General features: G+C 69.0%; 20 protein-coding genes and 7 pseudogenes. 15 read left to right on the forward strand and 12 right to left on the reverse strand.

The window, feature by feature from the left end; all coding sequences use genetic code 11:
- Positions 1 to 9 precede the first annotated feature (9 nt).
- The 5 genes and pseudogenes from HK415_RS26040 to icd form a co-directional block, all read right to left on the reverse strand.
- A pseudogene (locus HK415_RS26040) lies at positions 10 to 1,956 on the reverse strand (calcium-binding protein); the annotation flags it as partial.
- Positions 1,878 to 2,264, reverse strand: a complete 387-nt coding sequence (locus HK415_RS08125; RefSeq protein ID WP_171558005.1) for a calcium-binding protein — start codon at positions 2,262 to 2,264, stop codon at positions 1,878 to 1,880. The gene HK415_RS08125 and the pseudogene HK415_RS26040, both read right to left, overlap by 79 nt.
- Positions 2,146 to 4,263: a calcium-binding protein gene (locus HK415_RS08130; RefSeq protein ID WP_171558008.1), complete on the reverse strand. Its 2,118-nt coding sequence runs from the start codon at positions 4,261 to 4,263 to the stop codon at positions 2,146 to 2,148. Before HK415_RS08130 ends, HK415_RS08125 begins: the two co-directional genes overlap by 119 nt.
- Before the next feature lie 105 nt (positions 4,264 to 4,368).
- A pseudogene (locus HK415_RS08135) lies at positions 4,369 to 6,608 on the reverse strand (NADP-dependent isocitrate dehydrogenase).
- A 202-nt stretch (positions 6,609 to 6,810) separates the two neighbouring features.
- The gene (icd, locus tag HK415_RS08140; protein ID WP_171558010.1) at positions 6,811 to 8,067 is read right to left on the reverse strand and encodes an NADP-dependent isocitrate dehydrogenase; all 1,257 of its coding nucleotides are present in this window, start codon (positions 8,065 to 8,067) and stop codon (positions 6,811 to 6,813) included.
- Positions 8,068 to 8,285: 218 nt separating this feature from the next.
- On the opposite strand from icd, the gene HK415_RS08145 reads away from it, so the two are divergent.
- The 3 genes from HK415_RS08145 to HK415_RS08155 all read left to right on the forward strand — a co-directional run bounded on the left by HK415_RS08145 (position 8,286) and on the right by HK415_RS08155 (position 9,513).
- Positions 8,286 to 8,585, forward strand: coding sequence for a hypothetical protein (locus HK415_RS08145; RefSeq protein WP_171558013.1), 300 nt, complete (start codon positions 8,286 to 8,288; stop codon positions 8,583 to 8,585).
- A 186-nt stretch (positions 8,586 to 8,771) separates the two neighbouring features.
- Complete coding sequence (locus HK415_RS08150; protein ID WP_171558015.1) at positions 8,772 to 9,002, forward strand: hypothetical protein; 231 nt, start codon at positions 8,772 to 8,774, stop codon at positions 9,000 to 9,002.
- A gap of 70 nt (positions 9,003 to 9,072) precedes the next feature.
- The gene (locus HK415_RS08155; protein WP_171558018.1) at positions 9,073 to 9,513 is read left to right on the forward strand and encodes a DUF192 domain-containing protein; all 441 of its coding nucleotides are present in this window, start codon (positions 9,073 to 9,075) and stop codon (positions 9,511 to 9,513) included.
- Between the two features lie 43 nt (positions 9,514 to 9,556).
- On the opposite strand, the pseudogene HK415_RS08160 reads toward HK415_RS08155, so the two are convergent.
- A pseudogene (locus tag HK415_RS08160) lies at positions 9,557 to 10,137 on the reverse strand (superoxide dismutase).
- Positions 10,138 to 10,176: 39 nt separating this feature from the next.
- On the reverse strand, positions 10,177 to 11,481 hold the full coding sequence (gene xseA, locus HK415_RS08165) for an exodeoxyribonuclease VII large subunit (RefSeq protein ID WP_171558020.1): 1,305 nt from the start codon (positions 11,479 to 11,481) through the stop codon (positions 10,177 to 10,179).
- Positions 11,482 to 11,851: 370 nt separating this feature from the next.
- Here xseA and HK415_RS08170 point away from each other — a divergent pair.
- The 6 genes and pseudogenes from HK415_RS08170 (at position 11,852) to adk (ending at position 15,636) form a co-directional block, all read left to right on the forward strand.
- Positions 11,852 to 12,486: pseudogene (locus HK415_RS08170) on the forward strand (MotA/TolQ/ExbB proton channel family protein).
- Entirely contained in the window at positions 12,483 to 12,911 is a 429-nt protein-coding gene (locus HK415_RS08175; protein WP_171558022.1) for an ExbD/TolR family protein, read from the forward strand. Before HK415_RS08170 ends, HK415_RS08175 begins: the two are co-directional and overlap by 4 nt.
- Positions 12,908 to 13,897 (forward strand): annotated as a pseudogene (gene lpxK / locus HK415_RS08180) (tetraacyldisaccharide 4'-kinase). The gene HK415_RS08175 and the pseudogene lpxK overlap by 4 nt, the downstream one beginning before the upstream one ends.
- Positions 13,878 to 14,084, forward strand: a complete 207-nt coding sequence (locus tag HK415_RS08185) for a Trm112 family protein (RefSeq protein WP_171558025.1) — start codon at positions 13,878 to 13,880, stop codon at positions 14,082 to 14,084. The pseudogene lpxK and the gene HK415_RS08185 overlap by 20 nt, the downstream one beginning before the upstream one ends.
- Before the next feature lie 8 nt (positions 14,085 to 14,092).
- Entirely contained in the window at positions 14,093 to 14,854 is a 762-nt protein-coding gene (gene kdsB, locus HK415_RS08190; protein ID WP_171558027.1) for a 3-deoxy-manno-octulosonate cytidylyltransferase, read from the forward strand.
- Positions 14,855 to 14,976: 122 nt separating this feature from the next.
- Complete coding sequence (gene adk / locus HK415_RS08195) at positions 14,977 to 15,636, forward strand: adenylate kinase (RefSeq protein ID WP_171558030.1); 660 nt, start codon at positions 14,977 to 14,979, stop codon at positions 15,634 to 15,636.
- On the opposite strand, the gene HK415_RS08200 is transcribed toward adk, so the two are convergent.
- From HK415_RS08200 to HK415_RS08210, 3 genes and pseudogenes are all read right to left on the reverse strand, one after another.
- Positions 15,637 to 16,104, reverse strand: a complete 468-nt coding sequence (locus HK415_RS08200; protein ID WP_171558032.1) for a DUF6152 family protein — start codon at positions 16,102 to 16,104, stop codon at positions 15,637 to 15,639.
- Positions 16,105 to 16,120: 16 nt separating this feature from the next.
- The gene (locus HK415_RS08205) at positions 16,121 to 16,540 is read right to left on the reverse strand and encodes a hypothetical protein (RefSeq protein WP_171558035.1); all 420 of its coding nucleotides are present in this window, start codon (positions 16,538 to 16,540) and stop codon (positions 16,121 to 16,123) included.
- Positions 16,540 to 17,476, reverse strand: a pseudogene (locus HK415_RS08210) (asparaginase). Before HK415_RS08210 ends, HK415_RS08205 begins: the two are co-directional and overlap by 1 nt.
- 104 nt (positions 17,477 to 17,580) lie before the next feature.
- Between HK415_RS08210 and lexA the strand changes: the two are divergent.
- On the forward strand, positions 17,581 to 18,255 hold the full coding sequence (lexA, locus tag HK415_RS08215) for a transcriptional repressor LexA (protein ID WP_171563251.1): 675 nt from the start codon (positions 17,581 to 17,583) through the stop codon (positions 18,253 to 18,255).
- Between the two features lie 116 nt (positions 18,256 to 18,371).
- Complete coding sequence (locus tag HK415_RS08220) at positions 18,372 to 18,707, forward strand: hypothetical protein (RefSeq protein WP_171558037.1); 336 nt, start codon at positions 18,372 to 18,374, stop codon at positions 18,705 to 18,707.
- On the opposite strand, the gene HK415_RS08225 is transcribed toward HK415_RS08220, so the two are convergent.
- Complete coding sequence (locus tag HK415_RS08225; protein WP_171558039.1) at positions 18,688 to 19,203, reverse strand: DUF1993 domain-containing protein; 516 nt, start codon at positions 19,201 to 19,203, stop codon at positions 18,688 to 18,690. The genes HK415_RS08220 and HK415_RS08225 overlap by 20 nt on opposite strands.
- Positions 19,204 to 19,293: 90 nt before the next feature.
- Here HK415_RS08225 and HK415_RS08230 point away from each other — a divergent pair, with 90 nt between their 5' ends.
- Together HK415_RS08230 and HK415_RS08235 are read left to right on the forward strand one after the other, a co-directional pair.
- Positions 19,294 to 20,301, forward strand: a complete 1,008-nt coding sequence (locus HK415_RS08230) for a D-2-hydroxyacid dehydrogenase family protein (RefSeq protein WP_171558042.1) — start codon at positions 19,294 to 19,296, stop codon at positions 20,299 to 20,301.
- A 7-nt stretch (positions 20,302 to 20,308) separates the two neighbouring features.
- Positions 20,309 to 21,478, forward strand: a complete 1,170-nt coding sequence (locus HK415_RS08235) for an MFS transporter (RefSeq protein ID WP_171558044.1) — start codon at positions 20,309 to 20,311, stop codon at positions 21,476 to 21,478.
- An 18-nt stretch (positions 21,479 to 21,496) separates the two neighbouring features.
- Here HK415_RS08235 and HK415_RS08240 read toward each other — a convergent pair whose 3' ends face one another.
- Complete coding sequence (locus tag HK415_RS08240) at positions 21,497 to 22,738, reverse strand: hypothetical protein (protein WP_171558047.1); 1,242 nt, start codon at positions 22,736 to 22,738, stop codon at positions 21,497 to 21,499.
- Between the two features lie 338 nt (positions 22,739 to 23,076).
- Here HK415_RS08240 and HK415_RS08245 point away from each other — a divergent pair, with 338 nt between their 5' ends.
- Both HK415_RS08245 and HK415_RS08250 read left to right on the forward strand, forming a co-directional pair.
- Positions 23,077 to 24,597 (forward strand): 3-hydroxyacyl-CoA dehydrogenase, encoded by a 1,521-nt coding sequence (locus tag HK415_RS08245; protein ID WP_171558049.1) that lies wholly within the window; start codon positions 23,077 to 23,079, stop codon positions 24,595 to 24,597.
- Position 24,598: 1 nt separating this feature from the next.
- Positions 24,599 to 25,378, forward strand: a pseudogene (locus tag HK415_RS08250) (oxepin-CoA hydrolase, alternative type).
- Positions 25,379 to 25,417: the final 39 nt, after the last annotated feature.

The following is a 25,417-nucleotide window of genomic DNA, read 5'->3' on the forward strand; positions in this document are numbered from 1 at the left end:
GGTTCCGCCGTCGAGCACGTCATTGCCTGCATTGCCGTACAGGTAGTCGTCGCCGTCGCCGGCCTGGACCACGTCGTTGCCGCCCATGCCGCGGATCGTGTCGGTGCTTTCCATGGCGTAGAAGGTGTCGTCGCCGCCGGAGCCCACGAGGTAGTCGCCCGCCGTCGTGCCGTAGAAGGTCTGCCCCGGCCAGCCACCGCCCAGCACGCTCTCGATCGGGCGGAGCCCGTCGGAGAAGCTCACGTATTCCACGCCGGTGAGCGTGTCGGTGCCGCTGCCCGCCTGGTGGGCGAAGGTGTACTGGCCGCTGGCGGCGTCGTAGCTGATGTTGAATTCGTGGGAGTAGCCTGCGAAGGAGACCGTGTCCAAGCCTTCTCCACCGTCGATGAAGTCGTTGCCTCCATGGCCATCGATCCAGTCGTCTCCGGCTTCGCCGTACACCGCATCATCCGACTCGCGGGCGTAGACGCGGTCGTTGCCCGCGCCGCCGTGGATCACGTCGTAGCCGGTGCTGCCGTACAGGTCGTCGTCCCCATCGGTGCCGGACAGTTCCACGCCCTCGCCCGCACCCATCACCAGGTTGCTCCAGTCGCGGTAGCCGTCCTGGAACTGGACGTACTCGACGCGCTGCAGCGTGTCGACGCCGTCGCGGCTGCCGTAGGGGTAGTAGTAGTTGCTGTTGTTGTCGGCGATGGTGTACTGGTGCGCCACCGCGTCCCAGCTGATGCTGTATTCCCAGCTGTAGCCACTGAAGTAGGCCCAGTCGAAATCGTCGGCGCCGCCATCCAGGTGGTCGTTGCCCGCACCGCCGACGAGGGTGTCGGAGCCGCTGCCGCCCTCGAGCACGTCGCCGCCGGCCATGCCGTACAGGTTGTCCCAGCCAGCGCCGCCCTGCAGCGTGTCGTAGCCCTCGCTGCCGTACAGGTAGTCGTCGCCTTCGGTGCCTGCCACCGTGATGCCGTCGCCGGCGCCGTAGACCAGGTTGCTCCAGTTGCGCGTGCCGTCCTGGAACTGGAAGAGCTCCACGCCGCTCACCGTGTCGATCCCATCGCGGCTCGCGTACTGCGGGTACGGGTAGAAGGTGTACGTGGACGTGTTGTCCGCGATCGTGTACTGGCGTGTTGCTGCGTCCCAGCTGATGCTGTATTCCCAGCTGTAGCCACTGAAGACCGCCCAGTCCACGCCCTCGCCGCCCACCAGCACGTCGTTGCCTTCGCCGCCTTGCAGCCAGTCCCCGCCGCCGCCGCCCACGAGCTGGTCGGCGCCGAAGCCACCATCCAGCATGTCTTCGCCGGCGCCGCCGTCCAGGGAGTCGGACGAGAAGGAGCCGTACAGCGTGTCGTTGCCCTCGCCGCCTTGCAGCGTGTCGTAACCGACGCTGCCTTCCAGGAAGTCGGAGGCATCCGTGCCTATCAGGGACACGCCGTCGCCGGCGCCGTAGACCAGGTCGCTCCAGTTGCGCGTGCCATCCTGGAACTGGAAGATCTCCACGCCACTGGTCGTGTCCGTGCCGTCGCGGCTCACGAACTGCGGGTACGGATAGAAGATGTAGGTGGAGGTGTTGTCCGCGATCGTGTACTGCCGCGTGGCCGCATCCCACGTGACGCTGTACTCCCAGAAGGAGCCGCTGAACACCGCGATGTCCACGCCCTCGCCGCCCACGAGCACGTCGTTGCCTTCATCACCGCGCAGCCAGTCGCCGCCGCTGCCGCCCAAGAGCTGGTCGGCGCCGAAGCCGCCATCCAGCATGTCTTCGCCGGCGCCGCCGTCCAGGGAGTCGGACGAGAAGGAGCTGTACAGCGTGTCGTTGCCCTCGCCGCCTTGCAGCGTGTCGTAACCGACGCTGCCTTCCAGGAAGTCGGAGGCATCCGTGCCTATCAGGGACACGCCGTCGCCGGCGCCGTAGACCAGGTCGCTCCAGTTGCGCGTGCCATCCTGGAACTGGAAGATCTCCACGCCGCTGGTGATATCGTGCCGTCGCGGCTCACGAACTGCGGGTACGGATAGAAGATGTAGGTGGAGGTGTTGTCCGCGATCGTGTACTGCCGCGTGGCTGCATCCCACGTGACGCTGTACTCCCAGAAGGAGCCGCTGAACACCGCGATGTCCACGCCCTCGCCGCCCACCAGCACGTCGTTGCCTTCATCACCGCGCAGCCAGTCCCCGCCGCCGCCGCCCACGAGCTGGTCGGCGCCGAAGCCGCCATCCAGCATGTCTTCGCCGGCGCCGCCATCGAGCACGTCGTTGGCGGTGTAGGCGTACAAGGTGTCGTTGCCGTCTCTCCCCTTGCAGCGTGTCGTAACCGACGCTGCCTTCCAGGAAGTCGGAGGCATCCGTGCCTATCAGGGACACGCCGTCGCCGGCGCCGTAGACCAGGTCGCTCCAGTTGCGCGTGCCATCCTGGAACTGGAAGATCTCCACGCCACTGGTCGTGTCCGTGCCGTCGCGGCTCAAGAACTGCGGGTACGGATAGAGGATGTAGGTGGAGGTGTTGTCCGCGATCGTGTACTGCCGCGTGGCCGCATCCCACGTGACGCTGTACTCCCAGAAGGAGCCGCTGAACACTGCGATGTCCACGCCCTCGCCGCCCACCAGCACGTCGTTGCCTTCGCCGCCTCGCAGCACGTCGCTGCCCGCGCTGCCCTGAAGTTGGTCGTTGCCGGCACCGGCATCGACGAAGTCGTCGCCGGCACCGCCATCGAGCGCGTCGTTGGCGGAGTAACCGTACAGCATGTCGTTGCCCTCGCCGCCCTGCAGCGTGTCGTAGCCCATGCTGCCTTCGAGCGTGTCGGCAGCCTCGGTGCCCATCAGCGTGACGCCGTCACCCGCGCCTTCCACCAGGTTGCTCCAGTCCCGGTAGCCATCCTGGAACTGGAAGATCTCCACGCCGCCGACCGTGTCGCTGCCGTCACGGTTGCCGTAATGCGGCGAAGGGAAAGGTTCGTAGACATACATGTTGTCCGCGACCGTGTACTGGCGCGTCGCCGCGTCCCAGGTGATGCTGTATTCCCAGCTGGAGCCGCTGAAGCGCACCGTGTCCACGCCGTCGCCGCCCGCGATCGCGTCGTTGCCGGCGCCGCCTTCCAGCATGTCGTTGCCGATGCCGCCATCGAGCACGTCGCTCGCTGCGTAGCCGTTCAGGAGGTCGTCGCCCTGGCCGCCCTGCAGCGTGTCGTAGCCCATGCTGCCTTCGAGGACGTCCGCACCATCGGCGCCCACCAGGGTGACGCCGTCGCCTACGCCGTCCACCAGGTTGCTCCAGTCGCGGTAGCCGTCCTGGAACTGGAAGATCTCCACGCCGCCGACCACGTCGGTGCCATCACGGCCGGAATGGGTGTCGGCCACCGTGTACTGCCGCGCGGCGGCGTCCCAGGTGATCCCGTACTCCCAGCTGGAGCCGCTGAAGCGCACCGCGTCCCCGCCCGCCCCGCCGGTGATCGCATCGTCGCCGCCGGCGCCTTCGAGCACGTCGTTGCCCGCGCCGCCGTCGATCACGTCGTAGCCGACGTTGCCCGCCAGGACGTCGTCGCCGTCCGTGCCGGTGAGGACTTCGCCGTCGCCCTGCGCCAGCCCGAGATCCGAGATGGCGCGCAGGCCGTCGGCAAAACCGAAGTATTCGACGCCGCTGACCGTGTCGGTGCCGTCGCGCCCCAGGACCTGGTCGGCGATCGTGTACTTGCGCGCGTTGGCGTCCCAGGTGATGCGGTAATCGAGGAAGTTGCCGCTGAAGCGCGCGCTGTCCGTGCCGCTCCCTCCGGCCAGGACGTCCGCCGACCCGCGACCCTCCAGCAGGTCGTTGCCGGCGCCGCCGTCCAGGCTGTCGTAGCCGATGCCGCCCGTGAGCACGTCGTCGCCGGCGGTGCCGATCAGGACGAGGCCGTCGCCCATGCCTTCGACCAGGTTCGCGATCGACCAGGTGCCGTCGGTGAAGCGGAAGTACTCCACGCCCGAAACCAGGTCCGAGCCGTCGCGGCCGCTGCGATCGACGATGCGGTACTGGCGCGCGGCGCTGTCCCAGGTGATCGTGTAGTCGAGGAAGGAGCCGCGGTAGCGCGCCGAGTCGGTGCCGGCACCACCGTCGATGACATCGCTGCCGCCGCCTCCGTACAGGCTGTCGTCGCCACCATTGCCGCGAAGGCTGTCCGCGCCCCCGTTCCGTTGATCGCGTCGTTCCCCGCCGTGCCCTGGTAGCTGGCCATCGTCTCTTCCTCCTGATTTCTTGTCGCCGAAGTCTCGCCGCGAAGCGAATCCCGACGCAATCAACCATTCGGAAGGTGTCGCAAAAAAGCCCCGGTGCCTGGGGCACCGGGGCTCGTCACGAGCGCGCGCTTAAGCCTGCTGCTTACGCGCCTGCGCGCAAGAGGTGTTTCAGCCCTGCGCGGCCTCGAGGACGGCGTTGAAGGTCTGGCTGGGACGCATGACGGCGCTGACCTTCTTGCGGTCCGGGAAGTAGTAGCCGCCGATGTCCACCGGCTTGCCCTGCACCGCGTTCAGCTCCTCGACGATCTTCTGCTCCTTGGCCGTGAGCTCCTTGGCCAGGGGCGCGAAGCGCGCGGCCAGTTCGGCGTCGTCCTTCTGCGCCGCCAGCGCCTGCGCCCAGTACAGCGTCAGGTAGAACTGGCTGCCGCGGTTATCGAGCTGGCCGGTCTTGGGCGAGGGGTTTTTGTTGTTCTCGAGCAGCTTGCCCGTGGCGGCGTCCAGCGCCGTGGCCAGGACCTGCGCCTTCTTGTTGCCGGTCTTGATGCCTTCGTCTTCCAGGCTCACCGCCAGCGCGAGGAACTCGCCCAGCGAGTCCCAGCGCAGGTGGTTTTCCTCCACCAGCTGCTGCACGTGCTTGGGGGCCGAGCCGCCGGCGCCCGTCTCGTACATGCCGCCGCCCGCCATCAGCGGCACGATCGACAGCATCTTGGCGCTGGTGCCCAGCTCCATGATCGGGAACAGGTCGGTCAGGTAGTCGCGCAGGATGTTGCCGGTGACGCTGATGGTGTCCAGGCCGCGGATCACGCGCTCCAGCGTGTAGCGCATGGCGCGCACCTGGCTCATGACCTGGATGTCCAGGCCCTTGGTGTCGTGGTCCTTCAGGTAGGTGCGCACCTTCTTGATCAGCTCGTTCTCGTGCGGGCGGTAGGGGTCCAGCCAGAACACCGCCGGCATGCCGGAATTGCGCGCACGCGTCACGGCCAGCTTGACCCAGTCGCGGATCGCGGCGTCCTTGACCTGGCACATGCGCCAGATGTCGCCCTTCTCCACGTTCTGCGCCAGCAGCACTTCGCCGGTGGCCAGGTCGGTGATGTTGGCGACGCCGTCTTCCGGGACCTCGTAGGTCTTGTCGTGCGAGCCGTATTCCTCGGCCTGCTGCGCCATCAGGCCCACGTTGGGCACGGTGCCCATGGTCTTGGGGTCGAAGTTGCCGTGCCACTTGCAGAAGTTGATGATCTCCTGGTAGATGCGGGCGAAGGTCGACTCGGGCATCACGGCCTTCACGTCCTTCAGGCGGCCGTCGGCGCCGTACATCTTGCCGCCCTGGCGGATCATGGCCGGCATCGAGGCGTCGACGATGATGTCGTTGGGCGAGTGGAAGTTGGTGATGCCCTTGGCGGAATCGACCATCGCCAGCTCGGGGCGGTGCTCCTGGCAGGCGTGCAGGTCGCGCTTGATCTCGTCCTGCTGCGACTGCGGCAGCGTGGCGATCTTGTCGTACAGGTTGGCCATGCCGTTGTTGACGTTCACGCCCAGCTCGTCGAACAGCTTGCCGTGCTTCTCGAAGGCTTCCTTGTAGAACATGCGCACGCAGTGGCCGAACACGATGGGGTGCGACACCTTCATCATCGTGGCCTTGACGTGCAGGGAGAACATCACGCCGGTGTTCTTCGCGTCCTCGATCTGCTGCTCGTAGAAGGCCAGCAGGGCCTTCTTGCTCATGAACATCGAGTCGATGATCTCGCCGGCCAGCAGGGAGACCTTGGGCTTGAGCACGATGGTCTTGCCGGACTTGGTGACCAGCTCCATCTTGACGTCGCGCGCGCGGTCCAATGTCATCGACTTCTCGCCGTGGTAGAAGTCGCCGTGCGTCATGTGCGAGACGTGCGTGCGCGAAGCGGGGCTCCAGTCGGCCATGCTGTGCGGGTTCTTGCGGGCGTATTCCTTCACCGCCTTGGGCGCGCGGCGGTCGGAGTTGCCCTCGCGCAGCACCGGGTTCACCGCCGAGCCCAGCACCTTGGAGTAGCGCTGGCGGATCGCCTTCTCTTCGTCGGTCTTCGGGTTCTCCGGGTATTCGGGAACCATGTAGCCGCGCGCGCGCAGCTCGCGCACCGCCGCCAGCAGCTGGTTCTGCGAGGCGCTGATGTTCGGCAGCTTGATGATGTTGGCATCGGGCTGCAGCGTCTTCTGGCCCAGCTCCGCCAGGGTGTTGGGCACCTTCTGCGCGTCGGTCAGGAAGTCGCCGAACTCGCCCAGGATCCGGTTGGCCACGGAGAGATGTCGCTCTCCACCACCTCGATGCCCGCGGCAGCCGCGAAGGTGCGCACGATGGGCAGGAAGGAATGCGTCGCCAGGTAGGGAGCTTCGTCGGTGAGCGTGTAGATGATCTTGGAACGGTCGGCAGCCACGGAATGTCTCTCTCGGGTGGTGGGTGGATGGCAGCAGGCTGCCACGATGCGAGCCGATATTTTAGGCTGTGGAACCTTACGCGATCCCTGCCGTGGTGCGGGCCAGCAAAAAGCCGCCCATGGGCGGCTTCCTGAACGCTTTGGGTCCCCGCCTCCGCGGGGATGACGGGAGAGGCAGCGTGGCCCGCCCCCGCGGCAAGGATCACATGTTCTCGATCATCACCTGGCCGAAGCCCGAGCAGCTGACCTGCGTCGCGCCGTCCATGAGGCGCGCGAAGTCGTAGGTCACCTTCTTGGAGAGGATGGACTTCTCCAGCGAGCTGATGATCAGGTCGGCCGCCTGGGTCCAGCCCATGTGGCGCAGCATCATCTCGGCCGAGAGGATTTCGGAGCCGGGGTTCACGTAGTCCTTGCCCGCGTACTTGGGCGCCGTGCCGTGAGTGGCTTCGAACATGGCAACCGAGTCGCTCATGTTGGCACCCGGGGCGATGCCGATGCCGCCGACCTGCGCGGCCAGCGCGTCGGAGATGTAGTCGCCGTTCAGGTTCAGCGTGGCCACCACGCTGTATTCGGCGGGGCGCAGCAGGATCTGCTGCAGGAAGGCGTCGGCGATCACGTCCTTGACGATGATGTCCTTGCCCGTCTTCGGGTTCTTGAACTTCATCCACGGGCCGCCGTCGATCTCCGCGGCGCCGAATTCCTTCTTGGCCAGCGCATAGCCCCAGTCACGGAAGCCGCCTTCCGTGAACTTCATGATGTTGCCCTTGTGCACCAGCGTGACCGAGGGCTTGTCGTTGTCGATCGCGTACTGGAAGGCCTTGCGCACCAGGCGCTCGGTGCCCTCGATGGACACCGGCTTGATGCCGATCGCGGAGCTTCCCGGGAAGCGGATCTTCTTGACGCCCAGCTCCTTGGTCAGGAAGTCGATGACCTTCCTCGCCTTGTCGGTGTTGGCCTCGTACTCGATGCCGGCGTAGATGTCTTCCGAGTTCTCGCGGAAGATCACCATGTTGGTCTTCTCCGGCTCCTTCAGCGGCGAGGGCACGCCCTTGAAGTACTGGATGGGGCGCAGGCAGACGTAGAGGTCCAGTTCCTGGCGCAGCGCCACGTTCAGCGAACGGATGCCGCCGCCCACGGGCGTGGTCAGCGGGCCCTTGATCGACACCACGTACTCGCGCGAGGCGGCCAGGGTTTCGTCGGGCAGCCAGACGTCGGGGCCGTACACCTTGGTCGCCTTCTCGCCGGCGAACATCTCCATCCAGTGGATCTTCTTCTTGCCACCGTAGGCCTTCTCCACCGCGGCATCCACCACCTTCAGCATCACCGGCGTGATGTCCACGCCGGTGCCGTCGCCCTCGATGTAGGGGATGATGGGCTGGTCCGGCACGTTGAGGGACATGTCGGCATTGACACTGATCTTCTGGCCCTGGGAGGGGACCTTGATGTGCTGGTAGGCCATGGGGGAAAGTCTCCGGGAGGGAAAGGGGTCGCTGTGCCCGCCAGGAGCCGGGGGCACCGGGGCAGCCGGCGAATTCTAGCCCCCAATCTGTCGCGCTCCTTTCGCCCACGCCTGCCGGCACGGGGCCTTGTCAACCGGCTCAACCGTTGCCGCGTTGCCGGAGGGTCTGACAGATTCGTTGGGCACTTTTGAAAACGATCGACCCGAAGGAAATATCCATGAACAAGCTCCTCGCCACCCTGATCGCCGGCCTCTTCTCCGCCGCCGTGTTCGCGCAAGCCACCCCCGCCACGCCCGCCATCCCGGCGACCCCCGCCGCCAAGGCCGAAGTGAAGGCCGCCGCCCCGGCCGCCAAGGCCGAAGTGAAGGCCGAAGCGAAGAAGGAAGTCAAGGCCGAAGCCAAGGCTGAAGCCAAGAAGGAAGACAAGGCCGCCGCCAAGACCGAGAAGAAGGCCAAGGTTGCCAAGAAGGCCGCCCCCAAGAAGGAAGAAGCCAAGAAGGAAGAGAAGAAGTCGTAATCGACTGCTTCGGCATCCCGCGAAAGGCCGCCTCCGGGCGGCTTTTTCATTGGTACTCGGTGATTACCCTGCCCCCGCCCGGACCGGCGAGTGTCAACCGCGGTCCTCTACGTCCCGTTACGGATGGGCCGCCCGGTGGACCGGGAGGTGAGAACCACCCAAAGCAACCTTGAAAGGACTTTCCCAATGAGCAAGCTGCTGGCCGCCCTGGTCGCCTCCCTGTTCGCCGTTTCCACCGCCTTCGCCGCGTCGCACGCGGGCGCCCCGATGGCCGGCGCTTCCGGTGCCAAGGCCGAAGCCAAGAAGGAAGCCAAGGCGGATGCCAAGGCTGACAAGAAGGACGCCAAGGCCGGCGACAAGAAGGTCGCCAAGAAGACCACCACCAAGAAGGCCGCCGCCAAGAAGGACAAGAACTAAAGGTTCTTGCTTCCCTGCCGAAATGCCCGCCGCGCGCGGGCATTTTTCTTGGGTACCCGACAATGCGACCATGAAGAAGATCTCCGTCCTTGCCGCCGCCCTGCTCGCCTTCGCGTCCTTCGCGCAGGAACCGCAGATGAACCTGCCGCGCGTGAAGTTGCGCGCGGGCATGCACGTCATCGACGCCCAGGTGGCCGCCAGCCCCGAGCAGCGCATGACCGGCCTGATGCACCGCAAGGAGATGCCGCAGCACGAAGGCATGCTGTTCGTCTTCGAATACGCGGCCCAGCAGTGCTTCTGGATGAAGGACACGCTGCTGCCCCTGTCGATCGCCTTCGTGGCCGAGGACGGCACCATCGTGAACGTCGACGAGATGAAGCCGCAGACGCTGGACTCGCACTGCTCGCACAAGCCCGTGCGCTACGTGCTGGAGATGAACAAGGGGTGGTTCGCGAAGAAGGGCGTGAAGGCCGGGCAGAAGCTGACCGGCGCGCCGTTCCAGGCGAAATGAAAAAGGACCGCGATGCGGCCCTTTTCGTTTCAATGCCCTGGGGTCAGGCGAAGTTCTTCGCCGCAAAGTCCCAGTTCACCAGCTTGTCGAGGAAGGTCTCGACGAACTTCGGGCGCAGGTTGCGGTAGTCGATGTAGTACGCGTGTTCCCACACGTCCACCGTCAGCAGCGCCTTGTCGGCGGTGGTCAGGGGCGTGCCGGCCGCGCCGGTGTTGACGATGTCCACGCTGCCGTCGGCCTTCTTCACCAGCCAGGTCCAGCCGGAGCCGAAGTTGCCCACGGCGGACTTCACGAAGGCCTCGCGGAAGGCCGCGTAGCTGCCCCACTTGCCGTTGATCGCCTGCGCCAGCGCGCCGGTGGGCTCGCCGCCGCCCTGCGGCTTCATGCAGTTCCAGAAGAAGGTGTGGTTCCAGATCTGGGCGGAGTTGTTGTAGATCGCGCCCGAGGACTTCTTGATGATGTCCTCCAGCGGCATGTTCTCGAACTCGGTGCCCTTCTGCAGGTTGTTCAGGTTCACCACGTACGCGTTGTGGTGCTTGCCATGGTGGTATTCGAGCGTCTCGCGCGAGTAGTGCGGAGCCAGCGCGTCGATCGGGTACGGCAGGGGGGCAGGACGTGTTCCATCTTCTTCCTCGGTGGGTTTGTGGTTCGAACGGGCCGATTCTAGGCACCATTGGCGCTGCCGGGCGCCACGCGAAGATCAACCTCGCCGTCCGCAAGGGCGGCGCGCACCGCCTGCCCCGCATGGGCCTGGCGCACGCTCGTGATGGGGTGGCCCGAGGCCGTGTCGGTGAGCAGCGCATAGCCACGCTGCAGCACCAGCCGCGGGTCCAGCAGCTGCAGCCGCATCTCGATGCGCTCGCACTGGCGCGATGCACGCTCCAGCCGCTGCGCGACGCGCGCACCCAGGCTTTCCTGGCGCGTGGCCAGCTGCTCCTGCGCCTTCCTGAGCCGCGCCGCCAGCGCCTGCCGCAGCCGCTGCGCCTGCCGCTCGATGCGCAGGTGCTGCTGGGCCGTGCGTGCGGACGGCCGGCCGAGGTGTGCCGCGGCCTGGTCGAGCCGCTGGCTGGCGCGGTCGATGCGGCGCAAGGCGGCATCCTGCAGGCGCTCATGCACCATGCCCAGCGCCGCGAGCCAGGTCTCCTGTGGCTGCGCGGCGAGCTCCGCCGCGGCCGTGGGCGTGGGCGCGCGCACGTCGGCGCAGAAATCGGCGATCGTGAAATCGGTTTCGTGGCCCACGCCGCTCACCAGCGGGACCGGTGACTCGACGATGGTGCGGGCCAGCCGCTCGTCATTGAAAGCCCAGAGGTCCTCCATGGAGCCGCCGCCTCGCACGAGCAGGATCACGTCGATGCTGCCGCGCTCGGCCATGCGGTACAGCGCCTGCAGCGCATCCACCAGTTCCCCGGGCGCCTGGCTGCCTTGCACCGCCGCGGGCACCAGCACGACCGGCACGTGCGGCGCACGGCGGCGCAGGCAGGTGACGACGTCGTGCAGCGCCGCTGCGCCCAGCGAGGTGGCGATGCCGATGCCGCGCGGCAGCAGCGGCAGCTCGCGCTTGCGCGCGCCGTCGAACAGGCCCTCCGCCTCCAGCCTGGCCTTCAGGCGCAGGAACTGCTCGAACAGCGCGCCCTGCCCGGCGCGCCGCATGCTCTCGACGACCAGCTGCAGGTCGCCGCGCTGCTCGTACACGCCGAGCCGGCCGCTCACTTCGACCAGTTCGCCGTCGCGCGGCGCGAAGTCCAGCAACGTGGCGGCACGTCGGAACATCGCGCAGCGCACCTGCCCTTGTGCATCCTTGAGGGAAAAGTAGCAGTGCCCGCTGGCGGCGCGGGAGAAGCCGGTGATCTCGCCGCGCACGGCCACCGGGTTGAAGCGCGCTTCCAGCGCGTCGGCCACGGCGCGGCACAAGGCACCCACGGCCCACACGCGCCGCGCGCCTGCAGGGGATGGAGTTCCGTCCGTCAAAAAGACACCCTCTTGTACGGGTAAACCCGATGGAAATCCATCCACAGCGGGCGCGTTTTCCCACCAGCCCCGGCGTTAGCGTGCGAACGCTGATTCTTCCGAGCAAGTCATTGATTCCTAAAGGAATTTTCCTGCTCATTTCGTCATCGTTTTGTCACTGTGAAGCATTGGCGCGGGTCGGCGGGGTGGGGAGGGGGTTTTCTCAACAAAGTTATCCACAACTTTTGTGAGTGTCGTCCTACGGCCACGCGTCCAAGTCCTACGAAGCGGGACACGAATCCTACAGCGCGGAGTCCGCGCATAATCCGCCGCATGCGAGGCGCGGGTGACACGTGCCTTCCAGCAGTAGAGACCCGGCGGAGTACCCCTTTTGCTTTCGATCATACAAGCCGCAGGCTGGCCGATCTGGCCCCTCGTTGCCTGCTCCATCCTCGCCCTGGCCCTGGTCATCGAGCGCTTCCTGAGCCTCAAGACCGCGAAGATCGCGCCGCCGCGGCTGCTGGACGAAGCCCTCGCCGTCTCCCGCGTCTCGGTGCCCGCACCGGACGTCGTGCGGCGCTGGAACAGAACTCGGCCCTGGGCGAGGTGCTCGCCAGCGGCTTCCGCGCGCTCAACTCCGACCCGCGCTGCACCGAGGCCGACCTGCGCGCCAACATGGAAAGCACCGGCCGGGCCGTGGCGCACCGGCTGGAGCGCTACCTCAACGCGCTGGCCACCATCGCCTCCGCGGCCCCGCTGCTCGGCCTGCTGGGCACGGTGATCGGCATGATCGAGATCTTCGGCTCGCAGACGCCCACCAGCGGCGGCGCGGTCGGCGGCAACCCGGCGCAGCTCGCCCACGGCATCTCGGTGGCGCTCTACAACACGGCCTTCGGCCTGATCGTCGCCATCCCGGCGCTGATCTTCTGGCGCTACTTCCGCGCCCGCGTGGACGAGTACCTGCTGACGCTGGAACTGGCCGCGGAACGCTTCGCCCGCCACCTGAACAACCTCCGTCGCGCATGAACTTCCGCCCCCGCGTCAAGGAGGAACCGGAGATCAACCTGATCCCGTTCATCGACGTGCTGCTGGTGGTGCTGATCTTCCTGATGCTGACCACCACGTACAGCAAGTTCACCGAGATGCAGCTGAAGCTGCCGGTGGCGGACGCCGATGCGCAGCGCGACTACCCGCGCGAAGTCGTGGTCGCGGTCTCCAGCGACGGCCGCTACATGGTGAACAAGCAGCCGGTCACCGGCCGCGGCCCGGAGGCGCTCTCGGAAACCATCGCCGGAGCCGCCAAGGCGGGCAAGGACACCACGATCATCATCAGCGCCGACGCCACCGCCACCCACCAGTCGGTGATCACGGTGATGGAGGCGGCGCGGCGCGTCGGCCTCGCGCACATCACCTTCGCCACCCAGTCCTCGGGGCAGGCCGCCGCGCGGTGAGCGCGCTCCAGCGCGCCTGGCTGCGCCGGGGACCGCTGGCGTGGCTGCTGTCCCCCTCTCCCTCCTCTCTACGGCGCGCTGGCCGCGCTGGATCGCGCGCTGCATGCGATCGGGCTGCGCCGGCCGGAGCGCCTGCCGGTGCCCGTGATCGTGGTGGGCAACGTCGTCGCCGGCGGCGCGGGCAAGACGCCGGTGGTGCTCGCCTTGCTGGAACACCTGAAGGCGCGGGGCCTCCGTGCCGGCGTGGTGTCGCGCGGCTATGGTCGCACGGGCGAGGAGTGCATCGAGGTGAACCTCGACGATGACCCGGCGCGTGCCGGCGACGAGCCGCTGCTGCTGCGGCGCAAGTCCGGCGTGCCGGTGTTCGTCGCGGCCCGCCGTGCCGATGCCGGTCATGCGCTGCTGCGCACGCACCCGCGACCCAGGTCATCGTCAGCGACGATGGCCTGCAGCACCACGCACTGGCGCGCGACCTGGAGATCTGCGTGTTCGACGCGCGCGGCACCGGCAACGGCTGGCTGCTGCCCGCCGGCCCCTTGCGCGAGCCCTGGCCGCGCCAGGTGGACCTGGTGCTGCGGCACGAAGCGGCGCAAGGCATCGCCGGGCACGTGATGCAGCGGTCGCTGGCGGCACAAGCCGTGCGCGCCGACGGCACCCGCCGCGCCCTGGCCGAACTCGCGGCGGCCCCCGTGCACGCGCTCGCCGGCGTCGCCAACCCCGAGGCCTTCTTCCAGATGCTGCGGCAGGCAGGCCTTGCACTGGCCGGCACGCAGGCCCTGCCCGACCACCACGCCTTCGGCGACGCGAGCGAACTGCCCTCCGGCACGCTCGTGTGCACCGAGAAGGACGCGGTGAAGCTCTGGCGGCTGCGCCCCGACGCCTGGGCGGTGCCGCTGCAGGTCGCCATCCCCGAGGCGTTCTGGGCGGAGTTCGATCGCCTGCTGGCCGCGCGGCTATCATCGCCGCATGGATCCCCGCCTGCTTGAGCTGCTCGTGTGCCCCGTGACCAAGGGGCCGCTGGACTATGACCGCGAACGCCAGGAACTGCTCTCGCGCAGCGCCCGCCTCGCCTATCCCATCCGCGACGGCATCCCGGTGCTGCTGGAGGAAGAGGCGCGCACCCTGAGCGACGAGGAGCTCGAGCGCCTGCCCGCCCGCACGCCGCTCGTGTAGGGCGCGCCGTGGGCTTCACCGTCCTGATCCCCGCGCGGCTGGCTTCCACGCGCCTGCCCGACAAGCCGCTGGCCGACATTGGCGGGCTGCCGATGGTGGTGCGCGTCGCGCAGCGCGCCGAGCAGTCGTCCGCGGCGCAGGTGGTGGTGGCCGCCGACAGCGCGCGCATCGCCGATGCCTGCAGCAGGCACGGCGTGCGCGCGGTGCTCACGCGGCCCGACCACCCTTCCGGCAGCGACCGCCTCGCCGAAGCCTGCGAACACCTTGGCCTCGCGCGCGATGACGTGGTCGTCAACGTGCAGGGTGACGAGCCCCTGATCGATCCGGCGCTGATCGACGCCGTCGCCACGCTGCTGCAGCAGCGGCCGCAAGCCAGCATGAGCACGGCCGCGCATCCCATCGCCAGCGTCGCCGACTTCACCAATCCCAACGTCGTGAAGGTCGTGCTGCAGGCCGATGGCCTGGCGCTCTACTTCAGCCGCGCGCCCATCCCCTGGTGGCGCGACGGCTTCGCGCAAGGCGTGAACGCCCTGCCCCAGCCGGCGCCGCTGCGCCACGTCGGCATCTATGGCTACCGGGCCGGCTTCCTGCGCGAGTTCCCGCGCATGCCGCAGGCGCCGGTGGAGTCCTGCGAGGCGCTGGAGCAGCTGCGCGCACTCTGGCACGGCCACCGGATTGCCGTGCACGTGACCGACCAGGCACCGGGCGCCGGGGTCGACACGCCCGAGGACCTGGAGCGCGTCCGCCAGCTCGTTCTGGCCGGCGCCTGAGGCGCCGCGCGTAAGGTCCGCGCAGGAGGGTGCGTGCTATCCTCCGCGCCAACAGGCACGAAGGCCGGTGGTGACGTCCGCCCGCAGTGCCGCGCGAATCGAAACCATCCGAGGATTCCCCCATGAGACTGATCCTGTTGGGCGCGCCGGGCGCCGGCAAAGGCACGCAGGCCACCTTTCTCTGCCAGAAGTACGGCATCCCGCAGATCTCCACCGGCGACATGCTGCGCGCCGCGGTGAAGGCCGGCACGCCGCTCGGCCTGGCGGCCAAGAAGGTCATGGACTCGGGTGCGCTGGTCAGCGACGACATCATCATCGGCCTGGTGAAGGAACGCATCGCCCAGCCCGATTGCGCCAAGGGCTTCCTGTTCGACGGCTTCCCCCGCACCATCCCGCAGGCCGAGGCGATGAAGAACGCCGGCGTGAAGATCGACTGCGTGCTGGAGATCGACGTGCCCTTCCAGGCGATCGTCGAGCGCATGAGCGGCCGCCGCTCGCACCCGGCCTCGGGCCGCACCTACCACGTCAAGTTCAATCCGCCCAAGGTGGAAGGCAAGGACGACGAGACCGGCGAGCCGCTGATCCAGCGCGACGACGACCGCGAAGAGACCGTGCAGAAGCGCCTGGAGGTGTACGCCGCCCAGACGCGCCCGCTGGTGGACTACTACAGCAACTGGTCCAAGGCCGATCCCAGGAACGCGCCCAAGGTCCGCAAGATCGACGGCATGGGCAGCGTCGAGGACATCACCGCGCGCGCCCTGCAGGCCCTCGCCGACTGCTGATCAGGCCGGGCTGGACCGCAGGGCATAGGCCTTGCCGTCCACGTACAGGTATTCGGCGCGCAGCACCGCCGCCCCCTTTTCATCCTTGAAGGTGTAGCCCAGCACGCCCAGCGCGGCGCCGGGCTGGATCGGCGCGAGCTTCCATGCTTCCAGGCGCGTGAGGGGCGCCAGCTCGATCTCCCAGCGGCGGTCCCGCCGCGTGGGCGCGACCGCGCGTGCCAGCAGCGCCTTGCCGTCCAGGGGCGCGGACTGCGCCGGCACGGGCCGGCTCGCGACGTCCGCCGGCAGCTGGTAGCCGGCCGGCAGTTCCAGCACCAGCTCGGCGTGCGGGTTCTGCCACTTCACCGACACGACACGGCCCTGCAGGAACAGGGGACGGTCCTGGTCGAAGCTGCTCCAGCCATGGTGGGCGCGCGCGGCCAGCGGCAAGCTGGCCAGGGCGGCGAGGCAGGTACGGCGTTTCATCATCGGTGGTCCTTCTTCATCAGAGGTAGGCGATCCAGCGGCCGCACGCGAGCACGGCCAGCCACAGCAGGCTCGACACGGCCAGCAGCACGCGGGCCGGCAGGTCGCAACGCGCCAGCGAGCCGCGCGCGTGGAACCAGGCCGCATTGCAACCCGCCGCGAAAATCAACAGCATCTTCAGGGTGAATGCGCGGTTGGCGAGCAGTTCGCCCGGCTGGCCCGCGAACATCATCAGCCCCGAGCCGGCGGCCAGCAGGAAGCCCGTGGCCGCCGTCGTCAGGGCGATGCGCGCCAGCGGCAGCACGGCCAGTTCCCTGGCGCGGCCGAAGACGCGCAGCTCGAACAGCACCAGGTTGCCAAGCAGCAGCGCGATGCCCAGCGTGTGGACGATCTCCAGGACCGGCCAGGCCCAGGGGTGCGACCGCAGCGCCGCGAACATCAGGGCATCAGTTCCAGCAGCAGCGCGATGCGCGCCTTCACGGGCGACAGGCCGCCGGCGTCCGGCAGGCGGTCGCCCGCCTGCGGCAGCACCCGCCCGAGCAGGCAGCGCGAACTGCGCCGCACGCTGGTGCCCTGCTCCTGCGCCCTGGCGAGCGCGCCCTCGAGCGCGTGGTGCACGCTGCCGTTACCGGTGCCCGCCACGACGATGCCGTCCACGCCATCCTTCACCAGCGCTTCCACGATGGCGGGGCCGGCCCCGGCGAAGTTCATGACGATCTCCACCCGCGGCCACCGCGCCGCATCGGGCAGCGAGCCCGCATTGCGCAGGGCCGGGCCCTGCGGCCAGGCCCGCAGCACGCGCAGCCGGCCTTCCTCGACGTAGGCCAGCGGACCGGCATCGCCCGACGAGAAGGCGTCGGGCCGGTAGCCGTGCACCTTCTGCACGTCCAGAGCCGCATGCACCGTGCCCGCGAACACGACGCACACGCCCTGCGCCAGGGGCGAGGCGGCGACGGCGAGCGCATCGGCCAGGTTCTGCGGGCCGTCCGCTGCCGCGGAGGTCGCGGGGCGCATCGCCCCCGTCAGCACCACCGGCTTGGCCGGCGCCAGCACCGAGTGCAGGAAGAAGGCGGTCTCCTCCATGGTGTCGGTGCCGTGCGTGACGACGATGCCGGCAACGTCCTGCTGCGCGAGCCAGTGCGCGCAGCGCTGCGCCAGCACGCACCAGGTGGCGAAGTCCATGTCCTTGCTGTCCAACTGCGCGACCTGCTCGGTGTGCAGGGCGAGGCCGGCCAGGCCGGGGAGGCCTCGCACCAGCTCTCGCGACACCGACCTCGCCGGCGCGGTAACCCAGGTTGTCCTGCGCCGAGGCCGCGCGGCCGGCGATCGTGCCGCCGGTGCCCAGCACGACGATTCTTCGTTGACTCACTTGCATTCCTGTCCAAACTGTTCAAAAATACAGGCACTGGATATCAACACAGTAACCCGAATCCCGTCATGCCCACCGTGGCCTGCCGGGACCACCCGCCGGAGCCGCCGATGATGGACACACCGAAGCTGACGCCCCGCCAGCAACAGATTCTGGACCTGATCCAGAGCGCCATCGCGCGCACCGGTGCGCCGCCCACGCGCGCGGAGATCGCGGCCGAACTCGGCTTCAAGTCGGCCAACGCGGCAGAGGAACACCTGCAGGCCCTCGCGCGCAAGGGCGTGATCGAACTGGTCAGCGGCACCTCGCGTGGCATCCGCCTGAAGAGCGATGCGTTGCGCTCGATCCACGAATCGCGCATCAAGCAGTTCCAGCTGCCCCTGCAGGGCCTGGCGCAGCTGGCGCTGCCGCTGGTGGGCCGCGTGGCCGCCGGCTCGCCGATCCTCGCGCAGGAACACGTGGACCAGACCTATTACGTCGAAAGCGGCCTGTTCCAGCGCCGCCCCGACTACCTGCTGAAAGTGCGCGGCATGTCCATGCGCGACGCCGGCATCATGGACGGCGACCTGCTGGCGGTGCAGGCCACCAAGGACGCGAAGAACGGGCAGATCATCGTCGCGCGCCTCGGCGACGACGTGACGGTCAAGCGCTTCCGGCGCAACAAGCACCTGATCGAACTGCACGCGGAAAACCCCGACTACTCCACCATCGTGGTGGAGCCGGGCGAGCCCTTCGAAGTCGAGGGCGTGGCCGTCGGCCTGATCCGCAACACCATGCTGATGTAATCCCACCCCGCGGCCGCCGCAGGTGGCAGGCGTATGGCGGGCATCGCCATCACCCTGCGGCCGCCGCATGTCCAGACGAATCCTGCCTGTGTCCTTTCCCATTCAGGAGCTGTCACATGGCAACCGCATTCTTCCTTCCCCTGGCCCAGCTGTCCGCACCGCTGCAGGCGCTGGCATCCTGGTTCTCGCCGCGCCCGCAGCCCGCGCGCGGTTGCGCGGCGCGCACCCCCGCGCCGCGGCAACCGACGCGTCCGCTGGTGGCACAGCGCCTGCCCGGCCAGGGTCCGGTGATCCTGCCCGCGCCGAAACCGCTGCGCGTGACGCGCGTGGTGGACGCCAGCGCGCCGCGCGCGGTGGCCGGCCGCATGGTGATCTCCGGCCGGCTCGCCGACGTCTGCGCCGAGCTCGATCGCCTGGCCGCGCAGGAAGGCGCTAGCGCTGCCCGCCGGTGAGGTAGTCGGTCTTGCCCAGGTCCACCCCGTTGTGCCGCAGGATGGCGTAGGCGGTGGTCACGTGGAAGAAGAAGTTCGGCAGCACCCAGGTGGTGAGGTAGGCCTGGGCCTTCATCGTCTTCGTGCTGTCGCGGCCGACCGGGAAGGTGATCTCCCTGTCCTCGGTGCCGTCCACCTTGGCCGCCGGCACCGTTTCCAGGAAGGCCAGCGTCTTCTGGATGCGGGCCTTCAGCTCGGCGAAGCTGGCCTCGTTGTCCTCGAACTTGGGCGCTTCCACGCCGGCGATGCGCGCCACGCCGTTCTTGGCGGCGTCGCAGGCGATCAGCACCTGGCGGGTGAAGGGCAGCATGTCCGGCGCCAGCCGGGCGGTCGCCAGCACCGAAGGCTCGAACTTGCGCGCCTGCGCGTTCGCCTCGCCCTTCTCCAGGACATGGGACAGGTTGCGCAGCATGTGCTGGAACACCGGCACGCTGGCCGCATACATGGACATCGCCATCGGGAGTCTCCTGGGGTCAAAACGACGATCCTAGCGCCGGCGCAACAGCCCTGCCGTCGCCCGCTCAAGCTCCAAGGCACAATCGCGGGAATGAACATCGTGATCCTCGATGACTACCAGGACGCGGTCCGCAAGCTCCAGTGCGCCTCCAAGCTGGAGGCGTACCCCGCCAAGGTCTTCACCAACACCGTCAAGGGCATAGGCCAGCTCTCGGTGCGCCTGCGCGATGCCGACGTGATCGTGCTGATCCGCGAGCGCACGCACATCACCCGCCAGCTGGTGGAGAAGCTCCCGCGGCTGAAGCTCATCTCCCAGACCGGCCGCGTCGGCGCCCACGTGGACATCGAAGCCTGCACCGAGCGCGGCATCGCCGTGGCCGAGGGCGTGGGCTCGCCGATCGCGCCGGCCGAACTGACCTGGGCGCTGATCATGACGGCGATGCGCCGCCTGCCGCAGTACATCAGCAGCCTCAAGCACGGGGCCTGGCAGCAGGCCGGCATGAAGTCGGCCTCCATGCCGCCCAACTTCGGCGTGGGCATGCTCCTGCGCGGCAAGACCCTGGGCATCTGGGGCTACGGCAAGATCGGCCAGCTGGTGGCCGGCTACGGCAAGGCCTTCGGCATGCGCGTGCAGGTCTGGGGCAGCCCGGAGTCGCGCGCCCGGGCGGAGGCCGACGGCCTGGTCGCGGCGCCGAGCCGGGAGGCGCTGTTCGCCGACAGCGACGTGCTCAGCCTGCACCTGCGCCTGAACGAGGAGACCTTCGGCATCGCCAAGCTGGAGGACCTCAACCGCATGAAGCCCACCGCGCTGATCGTCAACACCTCGCGCGCCGAGCTGATCGAGCCCGAGGCGCTGATCGCTGCGCTGAACCGCGGCCGGCCGGGCATGGCCGCCATCGACGTGTTCGAGAGCGAACCCATCCTGCAGGGCCACGCGCTGCTGCGGCTGGAGAACTGCATCTGCACGCCGCACATCGGCTACGTGGAGCAGGAAAGCTACGAGCTGTACTTCGGCGCCGCCTTCGACAACGTGGTGAACTTCATCAAGGGCACGCCGACCAACATCGTCAACCCGGGCGCCCTGCAGGTCCGCCGCTAGGCCGACGATGCAAGCCCCGGCGCGCGCCGGCATGCCCGCGGTGCTCTGGGCGCTGCTTTTCGGCAACTTCGTGATCGGCACCGGCGTGATGGCCGTGCCCGGCACGCTCAACGACATCAGCAGTTCGCTCGCGGTCTCGGTGGCCACGGCGGGCCAGCTGATCTCCGCCGGCGCCGTGCTGATGGCGCTGGGCGCGCCGCTGTGTGCGGCCCTGGTCGCCGGCTGGGACCGCCGCCGGCTGCTCGCGCTGTCCATGCTCTGGTACGCGCTGCTGCACCTGGCCTGCGCGATGGCGCCCAACTTCGCGGCGCTGCTGCCGCTGCGCGTGCTGGCGCTGGTGTCGCCCGCCATCTTCACGCCGCAGGCCGCCGCCTGCGTCGGCCTGCTGGTGCGGCCCGAGCAGCGCGGGCGCGCCATCACCTTCATCTTCCTCGGCTGGTCGGTGGCCTCGGTGCTGGGCATGCCGATCAGCGCCTTCGTGGGCGGCACGCTGGGCTGGCGCAGTGCCTTCGTGCTGGTCGCGCTCCTGAGCGTCGTGAGCGCCGCCTGGGTGTGGCGCTCCATGCCCGACGGCGTGAAGCCGCCGGCGCTTTCGCTGGCCGCCTGGAAGGAAACCTTCCGCTCCAAGGCGCTCATGACCTGTGTGGCGGTGACGGTGCTGTACGCGGCCGGCCAGTTCGTGCAGTTCTCCTACTTCGCGCCCTACTTCAAGCAGAAGCTGGACATCACGCCCGGCGCGCTGAGCCTCTACTTCATGTGGTTCGGCGCTTTCGGGCTGCTGGGCAACCTGGTGATGTCGCGCTACATCGACCGCGTCGGCGTCGAGCGCTCGGTGATGATCGGCGTGGCGCTGATGGCCACCAGCCTGCTGCTGTTCCCGCTGGGCACCACGCTGTGGCTGGCCGCCGCGGTGAGCGTGCCCTGGGCGCTGGGCTGCTTTTCGTCGAACTCCGCGCAGCAGGCGCGGCTGGTGGGCATCGCGCCCGCGCTGGCCGCCGCTTCGGTCGCGCTCAATTCCTCCGCGATGTACGCGGGCCAGGCGATCGGCGCCGCCACCGGCGGCTGGATGATCTCGCGCGGCGGCATGGAGTCGCTGCACTGGGTCGGCCTGGCCGGGCTGCTGGCGGCGATGGCCGCCAGCGCGCTGGCGACGCACTATGCGCGACGCGGCGAGTGAAGCGGCGAGCGAGGCCGGCTAGCCGCGCTTGCGCGGGGGCTCGGCGGCGGTGATGTCGTCGTAGGCGCTGAAGTCGAAGTCCAGCCCCTGGGCCGCGATCCGGTCCGGCGGCGCCTCCTCCAGCTCGATGTCCACGCCGAGGCGCGAAGAAGCCGGCGGGATCATCAGGCGTTCGTGCTCGTCCTCCACCGGCGGCACCTTGGGCGGTTCGACCGCCAGCATTTCCTTGGCGATGTGGTACAGCAGCACGAGCTCGCGGTACGCCTCCAGGGTGAAGGGCTCGGCGCCCGGCAGCCCCGGCTTGCGGAAGAGGGACTCCTCGATCACGTCCAGCACCGGCTGCGCGGGCCACAGCGCCACGATGCGGCTCACGGCGCCGCCGTGGCTTTCCAGCGGTGCTCCGGCCTCCTCGAAGTGCTCGAAGTCCGGCGCCTGCACGCCGGAGCGCCGGGCGAACTCCGCGCGCACGCGCTCGTACTCCGGCCGGCGGCCCAGCGCGTGGTACAGATCCAGCAGGTGCATCCAGGCCAGCGCGCCGGTCTCCACCTGGTCGTGCACGTGCGCCTCCAGTGCACCGATGGCCTGTTCGGTCTCGCCGATCGACAGGAAGAAGTCCGCCTTGTCGTGCACGTCGATCAGTTCCTCGACGCCCACCATGCGCAGGGCCGTGCCGCGGCTGGCCTGCGAGTCGTCGGCGTGGAGCGCGATGACAGCGCCGGCCGCAGCCAGCGGCGACGGCGCGACGATGACGGGCGGCGCGGCCGCCTTCTTCGCGCCGGTGGTGCCGGTGGCGGGCGGCAGGGGCGCGAGCGGCAGCGGCCCGGTTTCGGCCGCCGCCGCGGCGGCGGCCCGCGCCGCCTCGCCATGCAGCTCGAACCAGCGGCCCACGCGATCCACCTGGCGCACGCGGTACCAGCGCAGCGCGAACCAGGCGAGCACGGCCGCCAGCACCAGGGCAAGCGCGAGCACCAGCAGCGCAGCGGTCCTGCGCCCCGCCTCTGCCCGTTCCACTTGCCCGCGCATCTCGCCGATCACGTCGCGCTCGACGCCCTGCAGGCGCAATGCCTCCTGCGCCGCCTCCTCCGGCCCGCGTTGCAGCACCTGCCAGAGGGCGGCCGCGGCCTGGCGCTGCTGCGGTTGGGCCGCAGGCTGCGTGCGGATCTCGGAGGTGATCCGCAGGACGGGGTCGCGATCCTTGCTCGGATCCAGGGGCTCCCGCTTCAGGCGGGCCTGGGGCTGTGCAAAGGCGGGGCTCTGCACGCGGGGATCGGGCCCAGGGGCCGATGCGCGCACGGGGCGCGTCGCCGCAGGTTCGGGCGCAGCGGCGGGTCGGGACGCGGGAGCTTCAGCGGATGCGGGCGGCGACGCGGCCGGAGCAACCGGGGATACGACAGGGCTCTGCTCGTTCTCGGTTGCCAGTTCCGACGGCAGCGTGAGAGCCATGGCCTCACCCGCGAGCAGCCATCCGCACGCCACGAGTGCCAGGGTACGGAAGGTAACCGGGTGCAACATCTGGTCGTCCATTCTAGGCACGCATGCGCGCCGCGCCAAAGGGAATGTTGCGGGGACCCGCCATGCGGCGCACCGATAATGGCCGGATGGAGACTCGTTACAAGACGATTGGCGTCGCCGGAGCTGGCGCCATGGGCCGCGGCATCGCACAGATCGCCGCCCAGGCAGGCAGCACGGTCCGCCTTTACGACACGCAGCCTGAGGCCATGCAGCGCGCCATCGCCGAACTCGGCTCCCAGTGGGACCGGCTGCTGGAAAAGGGCCGCATGGACGCCGCCGCGGTGCAGGCCGCGAAGCAGCGGATGCATGCTGCAGCGAGCCTGCGCGACCTGGACGATTGCGAGCTGGTGATCGAGGCGGTGGTCGAGCGGCTGGACGTCAAGAAGTCGCTGTTCGCCGAACTGGAAGGCATCGTCGGCCCCGAGGCAGTTCTCGCCACCAACACCTCCTCGCTGTCGGTGACCGCGATCGCCGCCGGCCTGAAGCGCCCGCAGCGCGTGGCGGGCTACCACTTCTTCAATCCCGTGCCGCTGATGAAGGTGGTGGAGGTCATCGCCGGCCTGAAGACCGATCCTTCCGTGTGCGAAGGCCTCACCGCCTACGCGCGGCAGATGGGCCACACGCCGGTGCAGGCGCAGGACACGCCCGGCTTCATCGTCAACCACGCGGGACGCGGCTACAGCACCGAGGCCCTGCGCATCGCCAGCGAAGGCGTGGCCGATTTCGCGACCATCGACCGCATCCTGCGCGACCAGGTCGGCTTCAAGCTCGGGCCCTTCGAGCTGATGGACCTCACCGGCCTGGACGTGTCGCATCCGGTGATGGAGTCGGTCTACCGCCAGTACTACGACGAGCCGCGCTACCGGCCCAGCGTGATCACCGCGCAGCGCCTTGCGGGCAACGTGCTGGGGCGCAAGACGGGCGAGGGCTTCTACCGCTACGTCGATGGCAAGGCGCAGGTCGCCGCCGAAGCCGCGGCGCCGCAGGTGGACGAACTGCCGCCGGTGTGGGTCTCCACGCGCGCCGCGCGCCGCACCGAGCTGTACCAGCTGCTCAAGGACCTGGGCGCGAAGATCGAGACCGGCCAGTCGGCCTCGGCCCAGGCGCTGACCTTCGTCGCGCCGCTGGGCTTCGACGTGACGACCGTGGCGGTCGTCGAGCGGCTGGATCCCGCGCGCACGGTGGGCATCGACATGCTGATCGACGACGCGGCCACCAAGCGCCGCGTGCTGGCCACCAACCCCGCGACGCGCGCCGACATGCGCGACGCGGCGCATGCCCTGTTCGCGCGCGACGGCAAGCCGGTCAGCGTGATCCGCGATTCCGCCGGCTTCGTGACGCAGCGGGTGGTGGCCACCATCGTGAACATCGCCGCCGACATCTGCCAGCAGCGCATCTGCTCGCCCAGGGACCTGGAGACCGCGGTCACGCTGGGCCTGGGTTATCCGCTCGGCCCGCTGGCCATGGGCGACCGCTGGGGTCCCACCAACGTGCTGGAAGTGCTGTTCAACATGCAGACCGTCTACGGCGACCCGCGCTACCGCCCCAGCCCGTGGCTGCGCCGGCGCGGCGCGATCGGCCTGTCACTGCTGCAGGAAGAATCCTGAGATGCCGGCCGAACTGAAAAGCGCCAGCCAGGGCCGCACCATGGTCCTGACCATCAGCAACCCGGACCACCGCAACGCGCTGGGACCGGAGATCTACGCGGCCGGCGTCGAGGCGCTCAACGCCGCCGACAGCAACCCGGAGGTCGGCAGCGTGGTGATCACCGGCGCCGGCAGCACCTTCTGCGCGGGCGGCAACCTGCAGCGCCTGCTGGACAACCGGAGCAAGCCGCCCGAGGTGCAGGCGCAGTCCATCGAGGGATTGCACGGCTGGATCGAGGCGATCCGCACCTTCCCAAGCCGGTGATCGCCGCCGTGGAAGGCGCGGCCGCCGGCGCCGGCTTCTCGCTGGCGCTGGCCTGCGATTTCATCGTCGCCGCCGACAACGCCGTGTTCGTGATGGCCTACAGCAACGTCGCCCTGTCGCCCGACGGCGGCGGCACCTGGAGCCTGGCGCGGGCCCTGCCCCGCCAGCTCGTCAGCGAGCTGCTGATGTGCGGCGAACGCGTGGGCAGCGCCCGCCTGCACCAGCTGGGCCTGGTCAACCGCGTGACCGCAGCCGGCGGCGCGCTGGACGAGGCGCTGGCGCTGGCCGCGCGCCTGAACGAGCGCGCGCCGAACGCGCTGGCCAGCATCAAGCGAGCTGCTGAACGACGCGGCCACGGCCTCCCTCACCCAGCAGCTGGCCGGCGAGCGCGAGCACTTCGTGCGCAACCTCCACCACGCCAACGGTGCCATCGGCATCCAGGCTTTCCTGTCCAAGCAGCCGCCGCGCTACTCCTGAGCGGTCCCGCACGCGACAATCCACGCGGCGCCAGTCGCT

Source organism: Ramlibacter montanisoli (assembly GCF_013087525.1).
GTDB classification, from domain to species: Bacteria; Pseudomonadota; Gammaproteobacteria; order Burkholderiales; family Burkholderiaceae_C; genus Ramlibacter; species Ramlibacter montanisoli.